Below are 15,000 nucleotides of genomic sequence, written 5' to 3'. Positions count from 1 at the left end.
ACGCGTTACTCACCCGTCCGCCACTAGAATTAAATCATATCGACCGAAGTTTCAATAAAGTAATTCCCGTTCGACTTGCATGTGTTAAGCACGCCGCCAGCGTTCATCCTGAGCCAGGATCAAACTCTCTGATAAAATGTTTGATTCGTTTACTCAAGACAACCGTTTGGCTATCTCTCGTTTTTACTGCTTTTGGTTTGTTTAAACCGTTCTTTAAATGTAAAGAAATTTTCGAGAATCGTATGTGTTTCACTGTTTAGTTATCAAGGTTTGTTGTGTCTGTCTCTCAGACAGCTCGTTTATTTTATCTCATCTCTTTTTGTTTGTCAAGCACTTTTTTAAGTTTTTTTCAAACATTTTTGAGTTAAGATCTTGTTGTCGTTTCGTTGACGACTTGGATACTTTATCATATCTTCTGTCTTTTGTCAACTGCGAATTTCATTTTTCTGAAATTCTTTTTAATTGTTTGTTTTTTGAAAACAATTATTTGCGACAGCTCAGTTATAATACCACTGGGAGTTATGCTTGTCAACCATAAATTTCAATTTTTTTAGATTTTCCTGGAAATTTATTTTTATAGGACAATTTCTTTTCTGCTATCATTCATCCATTATGCTATTATCTTCCTGTTTATTATTTTATATGTGTTGTTTTTTAATAAGACTCTTCGCTGTATGGCGCTACGCCGGTCGCATTTTCAATGCGGGAATATGCAGGGGGAAGGCCATCTCAGAGTTCCGTAGCCCGAAGGCCCTCCCCCTGCACCCCCACCCTCTTGGGCACGGAAGGAGTTCTGCGTTGTTGTGTGTGCTGCGTTGTTGACTTTTGTCTGTATGCTGCGGTACTCAGAATGGAACGTTGTGCCGATCTGGTTTCTGTATTCTTCGGTACTTATAGTGGTACGCTGTGCCGATCTGGTCCCTGTATTCTTCGATACTTATAGGAATATTCTGTACCAGTCTGACATTTCAGGACAGGACGCCCAGTCCGCTTCCATCCCCCGCATGTTTTTTCCTGTCGATTGGAAGCGTCAGCCAGAGGAAGGTGGCATCGGGCCGGGCTGCTGCGGAGGAGGGGTGATTACTACTCGGGCTGCGGGAGACGGCGTTATTGCGGCAGGGTCTGCTGTCTGAGCCGAAGGCGAGTTCTGACCCTGCCGCAATGCTTTTAGCCGTCTCACGGAGCCCTAGTAGTATCCCCCGACGGAGTCCCTGCCCGGAGCGATGCCACCTTCCTCTGGCGTTCCTCAACCACATCCACCTCTCAAAACCTCAAAAACATCCCCGACTGCATCCACTCCCGGAGCGATGCCACCTTCCTCTGGCGTCCCTCAACCACATCCACCTCTCAAAACCTCAAAAAACATCCACGACTGCCTCCACTCCCGGAGCGATGCCTCCTTCCTCTGGCGTCCCTCGACCACATCCACCTCTCAAAACCTCAAAAAACATCCACGACTGCCTCCACTCCCGGAGCGATGCCTCCTTCCTCTGGCGTCCCTCGACCACATCCACCTCTCAAAACCTCAAAAAACATCCACGACTGCCTCCACTCCCGGAGCGATGCCTCCTTCCTCTGGCGTCCCTCGACCACATCCACCTCTCAAAACCTCAAAAAACATCCACGACTGCCTCCACTCCCGGAGCGATGCCTCCTTCCTCTGGCGTCCCTCGACCACATCCACCTAACGAAACCTCAAACGTATCCCCGCCTGCCTCCAATGCTAAGAGCAGACGTCAAAAAAAATCTCTCGCACAGACATGAGACTCCGGCATTCTCTTTCCCTGGCCTTCCGTAAAAAATTAAAATGTATTATACTTATTGACAAGCGGATAAAAACATCCGCCGCTGTTTATGGCAAATATCACACAAAGGGAGGTTTTTATCATGGAATACAGACGTTTTGGAAACACGATCTATCTTCGTCTTGATCCGAAGGAAGAGATCCTGGAGGAGATCGGCAAGGTTGCAAAAAAAGAGAATATCCGCCTTGCACAGGTCACAGGCCTTGGCGCCATCAATGATTTCACTGCAGGCGTATACAACACAGTGACAAAGGAATACCACTCTATTCAGTTCCAGGGAGCGTTTGAGATCGTATCACTTACCGGTACCGTTACCCGCAAAGACGGTGACGTTTATCTTCATCTCCATATCGCAGCCGGTGACGAGGAAGGCCATGTACACGGCGGTCATCTGAACCGTGCCATCATCAGCGCTACTGCCGAGATCCAGATCCAGGTGATCGACGGAGAGATCGGCCGTAAGTTCAGTCAGGAGATCGGTCTGAATCTGTTTAAATTCTGATTTTGCCAGAGGGATTCCGGACACAGTCTACTGCTTTACAGTTTAAAAATTTCATCACACATAAAAGGGTGTAACTACACAGCATAATGCTGTCAGCTCACCCTTTTCTTTAGCTTCAATATTGCCCTCTTCCGCAATATCTGCAATGCTGTCACTGCTGTCGCCAAACTCTTCCGCACTCTCTGTCACGGTTCCGGCTTCCACCAGCGGCATTTCCTCCTGTGCATAGGCCGTCACGGTTCCCGCTGACAGAGATGTGACTGTCACGGACGCCGCAGGCAGCCAGGCCATGATGGTACTCGTCTTTTTTCGCATACCTGTTCCTCCCTTTTCCTCTAATTCACTTTACAGTTTTCTGTAAAGCTGATATCACTGTGAATTTGCCTGATATTTTCTGTTCTGTCAACAAAGTGGATTTTAACAAAATCTGGTCCGACGGATGTTCGCAATTGAAGCAGAGGACTTCCCTGATTCACCGACATTTACATTGACAAATTCCCCTGTTATGATATACTTTGATAATAAAACTATTTTATACTAAAATTATTTAGCGAAAGCAAATGAATGTGAGGATCTGATCATTATGAAGAATTTTAAAATCGGTGATAAACTTACGAGATTTCCCCTGATCCAGGGTGGAATGGGCGTTGGCATCAGCCTTGGCCGTCTGGCAGGCACCGTTGCAAAGGAAGGCGGGATCGGAATCATTTCCACCGCTCAGATCGGCTACCGGGAAAAGGATTTCGACCGGAATACCGAAGAAGCCAACCAGCGGGCTATCCTGTCCGAGATGAAAAAAGCACGCAGGATTTCTCCTGACGGTATCATCGGCTACAACATCATGGTTGCGCTGAAGGAGTACGCATCTCATGTAAAAGCCGCTGTCCATGCCGGCGCTGACCTGATCATCTCCGGTGCAGGACTTCCTACAGAGCTCCCTGCCCTTGTCAGCGGAAGCAAAACAAAGATCGCCCCCATCGTCTCAACGGACAAATCTGCAAAGGTTATCCTGAAATACTGGGAAAGAAAGTACAAGCGCACTGCAGATCTTGTGGTGATCGAAGGTCCCCAGGCAGGCGGTCATCTGGGCTTCCACAAGGAAGAGCTGGATTCCTATACACCGGAAGCCTACGACAATGAGATCCGAAAGATCGTCCAGACTGTAAAAAGCTATGCTGCAAAATTCGGCACGGAAATCCCTGTAGTAGCTGCCGGCGGCATCGCCACGCACGAGGATGTAAAGCATGTCCTTGATCTTGGTGTGGACGGCGTTCAGGTCGCCACCCGTTTTATCCCAACGGAAGAATGTGACGCAGACATCCGGCTGAAAGAATCCCTGATCCACGCCGCAAAGGACGACATTGCCATTGTAAAAAGTCCGGTAGGTATGCCGGGACGTGCCATTATGAATCCCTTCATGCAGCACGTCATGGCCGGAGAAAAGATCCCGCACAGTCCCTGCCACCGCTGCCTTGCCAAATGTTCCCCCGGCGAGATCCCTTACTGCATTACAGACAAGCTGATCGCCGCCGTAAAGGGCGACGTGGAAAACGGCCTGCTGTTCTGCGGAGCAAAGGCCTATATGGCAGATAAGATCGAAACCGTGCACGATGTGATCGCTGATCTGTTTGACACAGAATCGGAGTGCATCCGGCTGTCATAAAGATAAACCTGCGCCGCTAGGCGCACCTAAACAAAAAGCCCCTGCTTTCATTGCTTTTCGCAGTGAAAACAGGGACTTTTAGTTTTTCTACCGGTTATCGATCTTTTCCGGGTACATGTCATGCTCTGTCAGACGTTTCCAGGCAATCTCCTCCCATCTGGTTCCGGCTTTTCCGTAATTGCAGTAGGGATCAATGGAAATGCCGCCTCTCGGCGTAAATTTTCCCCAGACCTCAATGTATTTCGGATCCATAAGACGGATCAGATCCTTCATAATGATGTTCACGCAATCCTCATGAAAATCTCCGTGATTGCGGAAGCTGAAAAGATACAGCTTCAGAGATTTGCTCTCCACCATTTTTTCACCGGGTACGTAGGATATCGTGATCGTCGCGAAATCCGGCTGTCCGGTAATGGGACAAAGGCTTGTAAATTCCGGGCAGTTAAATTTTACAAAGTAATCGTTGTCCGGGTGCTTGTTCAAAAATGTTTCCAGTACCTCCGGAGCATAATTGTCCGGATATTTTACTTTCTGATTTCCGAGAAGGGTAATCCCTTCTTTTTCCAGGTTTTCTCTGCTCATATTTTTTTCCTTTCTATGGTCGGGCGGATATTTATGATCCGATCTATCTGTCAAGTGCCGGGTCCTTCACTCCATTGAGACGGAATGCCTCTGCTCTGTCAATACAGGTTCCGCACACACCGCAGGGCTTTTCGCCGCCTTCGTAACAGCTCCAGGTCAGTTCATAAGGAACATTCAGCTCCAGGCCGGTTTTTACGACCTCTGCCTTTGTGCAGCTGACAAAAGGCGCCTCAACCTTCAGCTGGCCGCCGCTTCCCTGATAGATCGCCTCGTTGATCGCATTGTGAAACGCACTGCTGCAGTCCGGATATGCATTTCCGGCTGCATCATCCGCATGTGCTCCGTAATAGATCACACTGCAGTTTTTTGACAGCGCAATACTTGCTGCCGAGGAAAGAAACAATCCGTTCCGGAACGGCACATAGGTTGAAACCGGTGAACCATCGGTTTCCTTCAGCTGCTCTGCATAGCTTTCGTGCGGGATCTCTCTGTCTGAATGCTTCAGAAGCGAACAGTCACTGTACCGGAAGATCGGCTCCAGATCCAGATAAAGATGCTCCACTCCGTAATATTCTGCTGTTTTTCTGGCAGCCTCGATTTCTTTTGTGTGCTTCTGTCCGTAAGCTACTGTTAATGCAATTACATTCTCTTTTCCATATTTGTTTACGGCAAGCCCCAGGCAGGTGGTGGAATCCACACCGCCGCTTGCAAGTACAAGTGCTTTCATAGCGTTCTCCTTTTCTGCGGTATTTCTTGTTATATTGTGATATGTTTTCCTGTCATACTCCCCGTTTCTGCGGGTCCCAGATCACCTTATGAAGCTGGATCTGAAGCTTTACATCGTTGAGCTTTTTTTCCATAAGGAAATCCACGATCTCCACCGGCTGGATCCTGCCAAATACAGGGCTGAAATAAACTGCCGTTTTTCCGACCAGCCTGTACTTTTCCAGGATTTCCAGGGCTTTTTCCATATCTCTGCGGCTGCTGACCACGAATTTCAGCGTATCCTCACTGCCCAGAAGCTCCAGATTGGAAAGGAGCATCTCTTTTTCCATGCCGCTGTCCGGTGCTTTATAATCCATGGTAAAGGACGGACGTTTTTTTAATATATGATAAGGCTTCAGATCTACGCTTCCATTGGTCTCAATCTCCACCCGCTGGGATGGATCCTCCAGGATTGCCTCGATCAGCTCCTCCATGCCTTTCCGTAAAAGTGGTTCCCCGCCTGTAAGTGTCACATTTTTTACGCCTGTTTCACGGATCCAGGAAAGGATCTCTTCTTCTGTCAGCCTTTCACTCTCACATCCCGGCTCATTTGCCCAGCTGGTATCACAATAGCTGCACTGAAGATTGCAGCCCTTAAACCGGATAAAAGCGGCAAGCTCTCCTGCCCGTCTGCCCTCTCCATTGATGCTGACAAATTTCTCTACAACCTGATAGGTACTCATAGCCATACCGCCTCCGTTTCTTCTTCCGTTTCCCGGTAAGCTGCACAGTTATTTGGTGTTTCGTAAACAACAGCTCTTTTTACAGGATAGCCCTTTTCTTCCATTTTCCTGAAAAAATACTCTGAAAAATTCTCTGCTGTAGGGCGAAAGGGAACCTTCACCAGATGAAAGCCTTCCTCATCCAGTGCTTCCAGCGTTTTCGGACGTAATGTATTTTCTTCATAGATCAGCGTGTGATCCATGGAATCTGCCAGCTCCCGAAGATCCTTTTTCAGATCTCCGAAGTCTACCAGCATCCCTCGCCCCTGACCGTTTTTCTCCAGCTTCCGGCTTTCGATCTCAATCTCCACATGCCAGCGATGACCATGGATGTTGGAACATTTGCCGGTGTAACCGGACAGAAAGTGTGCCGAATCGAAATCTGCTTCTGTTTTTAACTGATACATAAATTTTTCCTCCTTCTGGATCTGTCACACCACCCGGATATTTCCATAAATAAAAAAAGCCGGGATTCCCGGCCTTGATCCAGTTAAAGTAAAAAAAGGGCAGACCCGCCACGAGTCTGCCCTGATTCTCACATCTTCTTCAGCCCTGGTTTTATTTATAGACAGGATGGTACAAACGAACTGTCTTATATTAATTTGTATGGTATTTCCGGAGATACTGCATCAAACGATAAATCGGACCAGATCATCCGCGTTCGCTGCTCACTCATGAGCGCAGTCGCTCCGCAACGATCTATGGGAACTTTCAGCTCCGGAATTACGGTAAATTTTCTGCAGAATTATCTTCTTCCGCAGCACTTCTTATATTTCTTACCGCTTCCGCACGGACACGGATCGTTGGGATAGATTTTTCTTGCAGATGCCGGCTGCATCGGCATTGCTGTCGGCACAAAGCTGTTCGGCATTGCAGTGTGCGGCTTGCCTGTGGCAAACGGCCATACTGCTCCTGAGATCTCATTCGGTGTGTAACCGCGGAATTCCAGCATTCTTGTGTTATTGTTTGCCTCCATGATCAGCTTTGTAAATTTCTCAAGCTGCTCATCGTTAAACTGGATCCCCTTCTGGTTCAGGTTTTCCATGATCGCTGACATTCTGCCATCCATGGAGCATTCTTTGTAAATAAAGAACAGTACCTGATCCTTCACTGCATCGGAAACCTTTATCTCATCCAGCAGGAATCTGCCCAGTCTCTGGTAAGAAGCAGATTTTGTTGGATACCCGTTTTCGGAATAATCCAGGATCTCATCTACAGACGGAATATAGAATTTCCGTCCACCCTGACGTCTCTCGATATCCTTGTAAATGTTATTGACCAGTGCGGATTTCAGGATCAGCTGATCCTCCGCAAGCTCACAGATACAGGCCTTCTCCGGAATGGTATGATACAGCTCGATGAATCTGTCATATCCGATGTCAAAGCCTTTTCTCTGCTTAAACATCTCATATACGGTCTTTGCCGGTGCAGATACATACAGATAGCTTACCATAATAAGGCAATCCTTCAACCAGTTTACCTGGCTGCGAAGTGTCTGGAACTCCGGTGTATTGATCTGATCGTAAACAGCTACAACCTCTGCCGGAACTTCTGCGTAATCATCACTGTAGGAAACAAGGTAGCCCATATCGTTCAGCCATTCTAATGTATTCCACTCATCCTCTGCAACATGGAAGCATTTTCTCTGAATAGCCGCCTCAAAAGCCAGTACCTCCTGATCGTCTGCTACGAGGAAGCTTGCTTTCATAACCTCCGGTTTAAGAACCTCTGCGGCAACCTTTGCGGCGATCTCTTCCTGATCCATTCCCTTGCAGTGAAGTCCAAGCTCACCTGCAATGCTGAGAAGGTCTTCTTTACGATAGGACATGAGGAAATCTTTTACTGTAGGATTTCTTCTGCTACCTGTGGCTGCCTCATCTGCTTTTGCAGCTCTGGCTGCTGCCTCTACTGCCGCTACTGTTGCAGCAATGTCTTCCGATGCTTTGGCTGTTTCCACCTCAGTTTCAACTGCTGCAGTGCATCCCAGCTCTGGTGCCTCTGTCCAGTACGGATCATCCTCACCCTTTACTTCTTTTATAATAGAAGGAGCTTCTGCTGTTCCCTCGTCTTTCTTCTCAATATCAACTCTGTATTCCGGAGCTTCCTTATCCGCACCATACTGACGGAAGGTAAACCATTTCTCGGAATCCATAAGCTCTGCAGTCTCTGTCTCGCCTGCATTTAATAATGTGAAATTATTCTTCGCTTCTCCGTCACCGTTCTCACGGATCTGTACTTTTTTCTGAAAAAATTCAATCTCATATAGGCTGCCTGCCGGATACTGAACCAGTTTTTCAAGCATGGCTGCCATATTTGCAAATGTAACGTCAGCCGCAACAGTACAACGTCTCCATACCGGCGGTTTCGTTCCTTTTCTTGTGATTTTTAACTGATAAAACATTCCTGTGTTCCTCTCCTGTAAATATATGCCGGATCAGGAGATACGAATAACTCCTGATCCGGCGTAAGCAACTTCCCCTATGTTATACAAAAATAGAGAAATTGTCAATATTTGAGAGGCTTCTACAACACAATATCATATTTCTCAACCTGGATCACAGCATTTCCGTCACTGTGAAACAGAATCTCATCTGCTTCCACTGGTGTTGGGATCACGGTAGTCGCAGTTTTGCTTCCATCATTGATAAAAAGCTCTATGGAGCTTCGATCCAGGATAAAACGCAGCTTCAGATTTTGTCTGTCATCTGTGATCTGGAGCTTTCTTGTACATACAACATCACGCTGCACCCCGCTCCAGGTTCTGTCGATCTCCAGTATCTGTCTTTTTCGATCATAGGTAAAGACCGTTGTATATTCTTCATTGCGTGCAAGCTCGATCCGGAACTCATTGTACACATCTAATGCTTCCTGATTTGGATTTCCGGAGTTCCTGCTTCCATCCATGATGCCATCTGCGTTCTGCAATTCCACAGTCAGATCGATCATTCGGCCACGGACGCCTTCAAGGCTTAAGCTCTCACCCACTTTTACATTCTCATAACAACAACGGTTTTTCCGATAATTCTCAATTTCTCGGACCGGCTTCTGCCAGATCTTTCCGTCACGATATTCCAGCTCTCTCGGAAGAGTCATCATTCCCTGCCATCTCTGCTTTTCCTTGATCACACAGCTATCCCAGGATTTCATCCAGGCGATCATTACTCTTCTTCCATCTGGAAGAAGGGTTGTCTGCGGCGCATAAAAATCAAGTCCGTAGTCCAGACTTACCGGTGCGTCTTTTTCAAATGTATGTTTTTCGCTGTCATAATCTCCCGTAAAATACAGGGAATTATGTCCATTATGAAACTCATACCCTTTTGCCCGCATATGCTGCGGAGAACAGATCAGCACATGTTTATCCCCGAGCGGAAAGAAATCGGGGCATTCCCACATAACACCGATTTCTCCTGTGGAGTTCTCCGCAAGAATTGTTTCAAATTTCCATTCTTTCAGATCTTTACTGGAAAACAGAACTACCTGTCCAGGAATTTCTTCGCTGCGGCATCCTACGAGCATATGGTATGTTCCGTTATCTTCCCATACCTTCGGATCACGGAAATCAACTCTGCTGCATTTCTCCGGAAGCATATCCCCGGTGACTACCGGATTTTTCTCTACCTTTACATAATCTTTTCCGTCACCCCAGGCAAGGCACTGATTCTGCCGGACTTCTTCTTTTCCATCAGGCAGCTTTTCTGTTGTAACTCCTGTGTAGATCAAAGCATGTTTTCCATCCGCTTCAATAGCACTTCCGGAAAAGCATCCCTCTCGATCATATTCCTGATCCGGTGCAAGCGCTGCAGGAAGCTGCTCCCATCTGATCATATCCTCCGTCACACTGTGGCCCCAGTGCATAGGGCCCCAGTCACGGCTGTAAGGATGATACTGGTAAAAAAGATGTACCTTTCCTTTAAAAACAGAAAATCCATTGGGATCATTGATCCAGCCAACCGGTGCAGATACATGAAAGGCCGGTTTCTCTTCCTGCGGGATATTTTTTGCTTCCTCTATTTCATAAAGACGTGCTTTTTCAAGTTTTTCACTCATACTCTGCTCTCTCTTTCTTTTTTATGTTTCTGACCGGTATCTTTTTCTGTTTTTATTTCTCTGTCTCACTAAGAGACTTCTGATACTGGTCAAAATATTTCTGTTTGATTGCCAGATAATCAGACAGTCCATACTGCTCCATCTTTTTCAGATAGGAATCCCATTCTTTATCGATGCCGCCATTCAGGATCCAGTCTGCTTTTTTCTGTTCCGCATACTTCTTGATATCCGTGTCGTACTGAGATACCTTATTGGTATCATCAATACTCATAAATACATTCGGATACACATATTTACTGTTCATATCCTTAAGATATGTTTCGTGCATATTGTCGAGACGCCATTTTGCATCTGCCGGCTCTGTTACATATACATCGTAATACTCGTTAAGTATTGCCAACGGTCCGTTTACAGACTGTGCTTCACGAACCTCTACCGGAGATGCATCTCCCAGATCCATATGTTTCAGCATCTGACCACCTTCTGCATTCTCGGACATCTCAAAGATATTAAATGAATCTTTTTCCCCGTAAGTACCCCAGTTATTCTGCGGAGACTGGATCGGTGCATACATCTGATCGATCCATGCTGCTGCCAGTGCCGTATTCCGACAGCTTGTAGTCAGAACGCAGCGTCCTCTGTCAAAGCCACTGGTTTCACTGTTGTTCTGTCTTGTGATATTTACAAGACCATCCGGACCGGCCAGCGCCGGAAGCATTACATAATCTTCATTGTTATCAATATTTGCAATATCCCAGGTGAAACACAGACCATATCTGTGGTTCTTACCTTTTGCAACATAAGTTGACCATTCCTGGGTAAAAGCCTCCGGATCCACCAGCTTTTCTTCTACCAACTGATGGAGCCACTGAATACCTTCTTTATAGCCTTCCTGTACAGTTGTATAAATAACGGTTCCATCATCTTTCACTGCAAAATGATCACCGGTGTCACCATATCCTTCTCCGAATCCGTTGATGAGAATTGCAGGATCCTGATCACCATTATTGATGATAAAGGACATCGGGATCACACCACCCTCAATGTTGAATTTCTTTTCCAGTTTATCTGCATTGTCGCGGAAAGCGATCAGAACCTGTTCCAGTTCCTCAGTTGTAGTCGGAACGTCCAGCTTCAGATAATCCAGCCATTTTTTATTAATGTAGGGAATATCTCCAATTGCCTGAATGGCTTCTTTCCCCGCACCAAGCTGCTCGATCCATGGGAAAGAATAAATATGTCCGTCCGGTGCTGTACACATTGTTCTGTATTCCGGGTATTTTTCAAATACAGCCTTAAGATTCGGCATGTATTTATCAATGAGATTTTCTACCGGAATAATGATTCCCTGTTTGGCATAACGAAGAAGATCATAATCACTCATCCCTGCGTTAAAAAGTCCATCCGGAAGATTTCCGAACTGTGCCAGCGCCAGATTTTTTTTGTCATCAAACTGATCCGATACAAAACAGGTCCAGTCAATGTGGACATTGGTCTGCTTTTCCAGTCTTTCAAAGATCGTTCTTTCATTAGGTTCCTGTGTAGATGTTGCAGGTGCACTGGTAATAAAAGACAGCTCTGCTTTTTCTTTCAGAGGAAAGGACACATCTTCCACCGGGGTATCCGGATCTGTTTCTGCTTTCATGTGTTCTTTTCCATTTCCACATCCGGCACTGCATACCATTATAATTGCAGAAAGCCCGATTGCCAATAATGCCTTCATTCTTTTTTTCATCATTATCAACCTCCTGTCATCAGCCTTTTACAGAACCAACCATAATGCCCTGGTCAAAATATTTCTGGAAGAATGGATACATGATCAGAAGCGGTAAACTTGATACAATGATCGTAGCATATTTCAGAAGTTCCGCTACCTTTGCCATCTGTGCAGTACTCTGGATATCTGCGATCATTCCGGGCTGCGGTGTATTCTGTACAAGGATGGAACGAAGTACCAGCTGCAATGGCTGCAGTTTCGCATCATTCAAATAAATCATAGCGTCAAAATAACTGTTCCACATTCCTACAAAGGACCACAGTGCAAGCACTGCGATGATCGGTTTGCATACCGGCATCATAATCTTGAAAAAATGCTCGATTTCCGTGGCACCGTCAATGGCAGATGCCTCTCTGAGTTCCTTGGGGATAGACTGATAATAGGTTCTGGCAAGGATCATGTTCCAGACATTAAACGCACCCGGAAGCAGGATTGCCCAGATTGTATTTACCAGATGCAACTGATTGATCAGGATAAAAGTCGGGATCATTCCTCCACCGAAAAACATGGTAATGAGAAAAATAACATTGAAGAAATTTCTTCCCACAAATTCTTTCTTGGACATTGGATATGCTGCCAGCAGAGTTACCAGAACTGAAATAATGGTAAACACCAGGGAATAAAAAAATGAGTTTGCAAAGCCTCTCCAGATCATATTATTTTCAAGAACTCTGCGGTACGCATCGATCGTCCACTTCCGCACATCAAAGCTGATTCCCTGGCTGTTCAGCACATTCGGATCCATAAAGGATGCGATCACAACATATAAAAGCGGAACCAGAATGGAAAGTACAAATGCACCCAGAAGTACGTATCCGATTCCTAAAATGGCTTTATCAGATGCCGAATATTTCTTTTTCTTTGCTTTTGCCATAACAGCACCTCCTATAATCCCTCTCCGTCATTCAGTTTCTTGACTACCCAGTTTACAAAGATCAAAAGAATTACATTGATCACTGAATTAAACAGCCCCACTGCTGTAGAATATCCATAATCTCCATTCAGAAGACCGATTCTGTATACATAAGTAGAAAGAATCTCAGATGCAGGAAGGTTCATATCTGTCTGCAGTGCATATGCTTTTTCAAAACCAATGCTCATAATATTTCCGGCCTGAAGGATAAACTGGATCACAATGATGTTTTTAATAGCCGGAAGCTGTACATACCAGATCTGCTGCAGGATATTTGCACCATCCACCACTGCTGCCTCTTCCAGATCCTTACTTGCATTGGCAAGTGCTGCAGTATACATAATGGATGCCCATCCGGCTGTCTGCCAGATTCCGCTGGCTATGTAAATGGTACGAAATGCTGCCGGCATAGTCATCCAGTTGGCATCGGAACCGATCAGTTTATTCAGCGGACCTACCGGTGAAAGAAACATACGAACCATACCACAGAGTACGATAACGGAAATAAAATTCGGCGCATAGATCAGAAGCTGAATTTTTTTCCTGATCCCAGCTCTCCGGATCTGATTCAGAAGAAGTGCCAGGATGATCGGAATCGGAAATCCCCACAGTAGTCCGTAAATACTCAGTTTCAGAGTGTTCACAAGATAATTCATAAAATCCGGTGATGCCAGAAATCTCCGGAAGTATTCCAGTCCTACCCATTTGCTTCCAAATACACCATCAATGACATTGTAGTCCTCAAAAGCGATCAGTACGCCACCCATGGGCACGTATTTGAAGATGATCGTCAGAAGAAGTGCAGGCAGCAGAAAAAACACATACAGCTGCCAGTTCTTTTTCACATACTGAAGCTTTTCTGCAGCAGTTCTTTTTCCTGCCGGAACAGCTTTCGCAGAACCTTTTTTCATTCTCTTTTCCTCCCTTTTTTGTTCTTTCGTTCTTGTTTAGTAACCGGCAAAGTAACCGGTTACTTTATAATTTGATACTACTATATGACATAGCTTCTGTCAACCTTTTTTGTTAATTTATTCAAGAAAAGTTACCGGTAACTTAACTGGTTATTTTTTTATTGCTATTTAACGTCTGTATTGTTATACTTATTATATCAATCCAATCATCCTGTACGGTCTGCAGCTTTCTCTTATATGATCACATCTGCATTCCGTATCATAACTTTCTGCTGTTAAAAGGAGAATATTTTTTTATGGCTAAAAAACAGGTAACATTTGCCGATATTGCAGAATACACTGGTTTTTCCAAGACTACGATCTCCAGATATTTCAATCATCCGGATTCTCTGACCCTGGAAAATCAGGAAAAGATCGCAAAAGCCCTTGATGAGCTCGGCTACAGAAAAAACAAGCTTGCCAGGGTTCTTGCCAATGGAAAAAGCGAATTTGTAGGGATCATTGTCCCGAACCTTTATCTTCATTATTATTCCGAAATGCTGACACAGCTTCTTCGAAGTTACTCCGATTATCATTACAAATTTCTGGTTTTTGTCAGTGATGGCGGCCCGGAGAAAGAAATGCAGTATCTGGACGAGCTGATGGCTTATAAGATTGAAGGACTTATTGTTCTCAGCCATACTCTTTCCTCTGAAAAACTGGCTTCCTATAATATTCCTGTGATCGCCATTGAACGTGAAGCAGAACATATATGCAGCGTTACAACAGACAATTACATGGGCAGCATGCAGGCTACTTCTCTGCTGATACGTAATCAGTGTGATGTACTGATCCACATCAATGTCCATGTACCTGAGAATATTCCGGCTTATGACCGTATCCGTGCCTTTGAGGAAACATGCCGGGAATATCATGTTCCTTATGAACTGAACCTTAATGTTTCCGGTGATTCCTATCAGGAGCTTTTTGAACAGATGCGTGTGATCTTTCAGGATATTGACAGTAAATATTCCGGTCAGAAAAAAGGCATATTTTTATCCAATGATACTTACGCAAATATATTTCTCAATCTGATCTTCCAGAAATACAACTGTCTGCCGGATGAATATCAGATCATCGGATTCGATAATTCACCCATTGCTGCGGAGTCCATCATCCCGATCACTACTATTGGACAGCAGATTGATGTGATCGCACAGACTACCATGGAACTGCTTGTGGAACAGATGAACGAAATGAAGAAAAGAAAACCGGCACCGCTTCAAAAACCGATCCACAAAAAGATCACTCCGGTTCTGATACGACGACAGACA

13 protein-coding genes and 1 rRNA gene (1 of these 14 only partly in view) are annotated in these 15,000 nt (G+C 45.4%); 3 read left to right on the top strand and 11 right to left on the bottom strand.

Going from position 1 to position 15,000, the window contains the following annotated elements; all coding sequences use genetic code 11:
• Window positions 1–135: ribosomal RNA gene (locus CCC17_RS07465) — 16S ribosomal RNA — on the bottom strand (it extends 1,395 nt beyond the left edge of the window).
• Window positions 136–1,887: 1,752 nt separating this feature from the next.
• On the opposite strand from CCC17_RS07465, the gene CCC17_RS07460 reads away from it, so the two are divergent.
• Complete coding sequence (locus CCC17_RS07460) at window positions 1,888–2,307, top strand: PPC domain-containing DNA-binding protein (RefSeq protein ID WP_287082835.1); 420 nt, start codon at window positions 1,888–1,890, stop codon at window positions 2,305–2,307.
• Window positions 2,308–2,361: 54 nt separating this feature from the next.
• Here the strand turns inward: CCC17_RS07460 and CCC17_RS07455 are convergent, their stop codons facing one another.
• Complete coding sequence (locus CCC17_RS07455; RefSeq protein ID WP_287082834.1) at window positions 2,362–2,622, bottom strand: hypothetical protein; 261 nt, start codon at window positions 2,620–2,622, stop codon at window positions 2,362–2,364.
• A 268-nt stretch (window positions 2,623–2,890) separates the two neighbouring features.
• On the opposite strand from CCC17_RS07455, the gene CCC17_RS07450 reads away from it, so the two are divergent.
• A complete protein-coding gene (locus CCC17_RS07450; RefSeq protein WP_118170140.1) occupies window positions 2,891–3,970 on the top strand; it encodes an NAD(P)H-dependent flavin oxidoreductase in 1,080 nt (359 codons plus the stop codon).
• 87 nt (window positions 3,971–4,057) lie between these two features.
• Here CCC17_RS07450 and queF read toward each other — a convergent pair whose 3' ends face one another.
• The 9 genes from queF to CCC17_RS07405 form a co-directional block, all read right to left on the bottom strand.
• Window positions 4,058–4,552 (bottom strand): preQ(1) synthase, encoded by a 495-nt coding sequence (gene queF / locus CCC17_RS07445; protein ID WP_015526640.1) that lies wholly within the window; start codon window positions 4,550–4,552, stop codon window positions 4,058–4,060.
• A gap of 43 nt (window positions 4,553–4,595) precedes the next feature.
• Complete coding sequence (gene queC / locus CCC17_RS07440; protein ID WP_256164017.1) at window positions 4,596–5,312, bottom strand: 7-cyano-7-deazaguanine synthase QueC; 717 nt, start codon at window positions 5,310–5,312, stop codon at window positions 4,596–4,598.
• A gap of 19 nt (window positions 5,313–5,331) precedes the next feature.
• Window positions 5,332–6,000 (bottom strand): putative 7-carboxy-7-deazaguanine synthase QueE, encoded by a 669-nt coding sequence (gene queE, locus CCC17_RS07435; RefSeq protein ID WP_059086406.1) that lies wholly within the window; start codon window positions 5,998–6,000, stop codon window positions 5,332–5,334.
• The gene (queD, locus tag CCC17_RS07430) at window positions 5,997–6,446 is read right to left on the bottom strand and encodes a 6-carboxytetrahydropterin synthase QueD (protein WP_021976186.1); all 450 of its coding nucleotides are present in this window, start codon (window positions 6,444–6,446) and stop codon (window positions 5,997–5,999) included. The genes queE and queD overlap by 4 nt, the downstream gene beginning before the upstream one ends.
• A 338-nt stretch (window positions 6,447–6,784) precedes the next feature.
• The gene (locus tag CCC17_RS07425) at window positions 6,785–8,440 is read right to left on the bottom strand and encodes a YecA family protein (RefSeq protein WP_256164014.1); all 1,656 of its coding nucleotides are present in this window, start codon (window positions 8,438–8,440) and stop codon (window positions 6,785–6,787) included.
• Window positions 8,441–8,562: 122 nt separating this feature from the next.
• The gene (locus tag CCC17_RS07420; RefSeq protein WP_287082832.1) at window positions 8,563–10,086 is read right to left on the bottom strand and encodes a glycoside hydrolase family 32 protein; all 1,524 of its coding nucleotides are present in this window, start codon (window positions 10,084–10,086) and stop codon (window positions 8,563–8,565) included.
• Between the two features lie 52 nt (window positions 10,087–10,138).
• Window positions 10,139–11,770 carry an ABC transporter substrate-binding protein gene (locus CCC17_RS07415; protein WP_370817453.1) on the bottom strand — a complete coding sequence of 544 codons (1,632 nt, stop codon included), beginning with the start codon at window positions 11,768–11,770 and terminating at the stop codon, window positions 10,139–10,141.
• Between the two features lie 70 nt (window positions 11,771–11,840).
• Window positions 11,841–12,737: a carbohydrate ABC transporter permease gene (locus CCC17_RS07410; protein ID WP_015526648.1), complete on the bottom strand. Its 897-nt coding sequence runs from the start codon at window positions 12,735–12,737 to the stop codon at window positions 11,841–11,843.
• An 11-nt stretch (window positions 12,738–12,748) separates the two neighbouring features.
• Window positions 12,749–13,687, bottom strand: a complete 939-nt coding sequence (locus tag CCC17_RS07405; RefSeq protein WP_015526649.1) for an ABC transporter permease — start codon at window positions 13,685–13,687, stop codon at window positions 12,749–12,751.
• Between the two features lie 296 nt (window positions 13,688–13,983).
• Between CCC17_RS07405 and CCC17_RS07400 the strand changes: the two genes are divergently transcribed.
• On the top strand, window positions 13,984–15,000 hold a 1,017-nt coding region (locus CCC17_RS07400; protein ID WP_287082830.1), incomplete at its 3' end, for a LacI family DNA-binding transcriptional regulator.

The organism is Blautia sp. LMAG:36, from assembly GCF_008680535.1.
Taxonomy (GTDB): domain Bacteria; phylum Bacillota; class Clostridia; order Lachnospirales; family Lachnospiraceae; genus Blautia_A; species Blautia_A fusiformis.
This window is presented reverse-complemented; position numbering and strand designations above follow the sequence as displayed.

What these genes read in the sequence shown, in the direction of transcription:
- queE (WP_059086406.1), bottom strand. Translation starts at nt 6,000, where the DNA reads ATGAGTACCTATCAGGTTGTAGAGAAATTTGTCAGCATCAATGGAGAG.
- queD (WP_021976186.1), bottom strand. Translation starts at nt 6,446, where the DNA reads ATGTATCAGTTAAAAACAGAAGCAGATTTCGATTCGGCACACTTTCTG.
- CCC17_RS07415 (WP_370817453.1), bottom strand. Translation starts at nt 11,770, where the DNA reads ATGGTATGCAGTGCCGGATGTGGAAATGGAAAAGAACACATGAAAGCA.
- CCC17_RS07410 (WP_015526648.1), bottom strand. Translation starts at nt 12,737, where the DNA reads ATGGCAAAAGCAAAGAAAAAGAAATATTCGGCATCTGATAAAGCCATT.
- CCC17_RS07460 (WP_287082835.1), top strand. Translation starts at nt 1,888, where the DNA reads ATGGAATACAGACGTTTTGGAAACACGATCTATCTTCGTCTTGATCCG.
- CCC17_RS07405 (WP_015526649.1), bottom strand. Translation starts at nt 13,687, where the DNA reads ATGAAAAAAGGTTCTGCGAAAGCTGTTCCGGCAGGAAAAAGAACTGCT.
- CCC17_RS07420 (WP_287082832.1), bottom strand. Translation starts at nt 10,086, where the DNA reads ATGAGTGAAAAACTTGAAAAAGCACGTCTTTATGAAATAGAGGAAGCA.
- CCC17_RS07425 (WP_256164014.1), bottom strand. Translation starts at nt 8,440, where the DNA reads ATGTTTTATCAGTTAAAAATCACAAGAAAAGGAACGAAACCGCCGGTA.
- CCC17_RS07450 (WP_118170140.1), top strand. Translation starts at nt 2,891, where the DNA reads ATGAAGAATTTTAAAATCGGTGATAAACTTACGAGATTTCCCCTGATC.
- CCC17_RS07455 (WP_287082834.1), bottom strand. Translation starts at nt 2,622, where the DNA reads ATGCGAAAAAAGACGAGTACCATCATGGCCTGGCTGCCTGCGGCGTCC.
- queF (WP_015526640.1), bottom strand. Translation starts at nt 4,552, where the DNA reads ATGAGCAGAGAAAACCTGGAAAAAGAAGGGATTACCCTTCTCGGAAAT.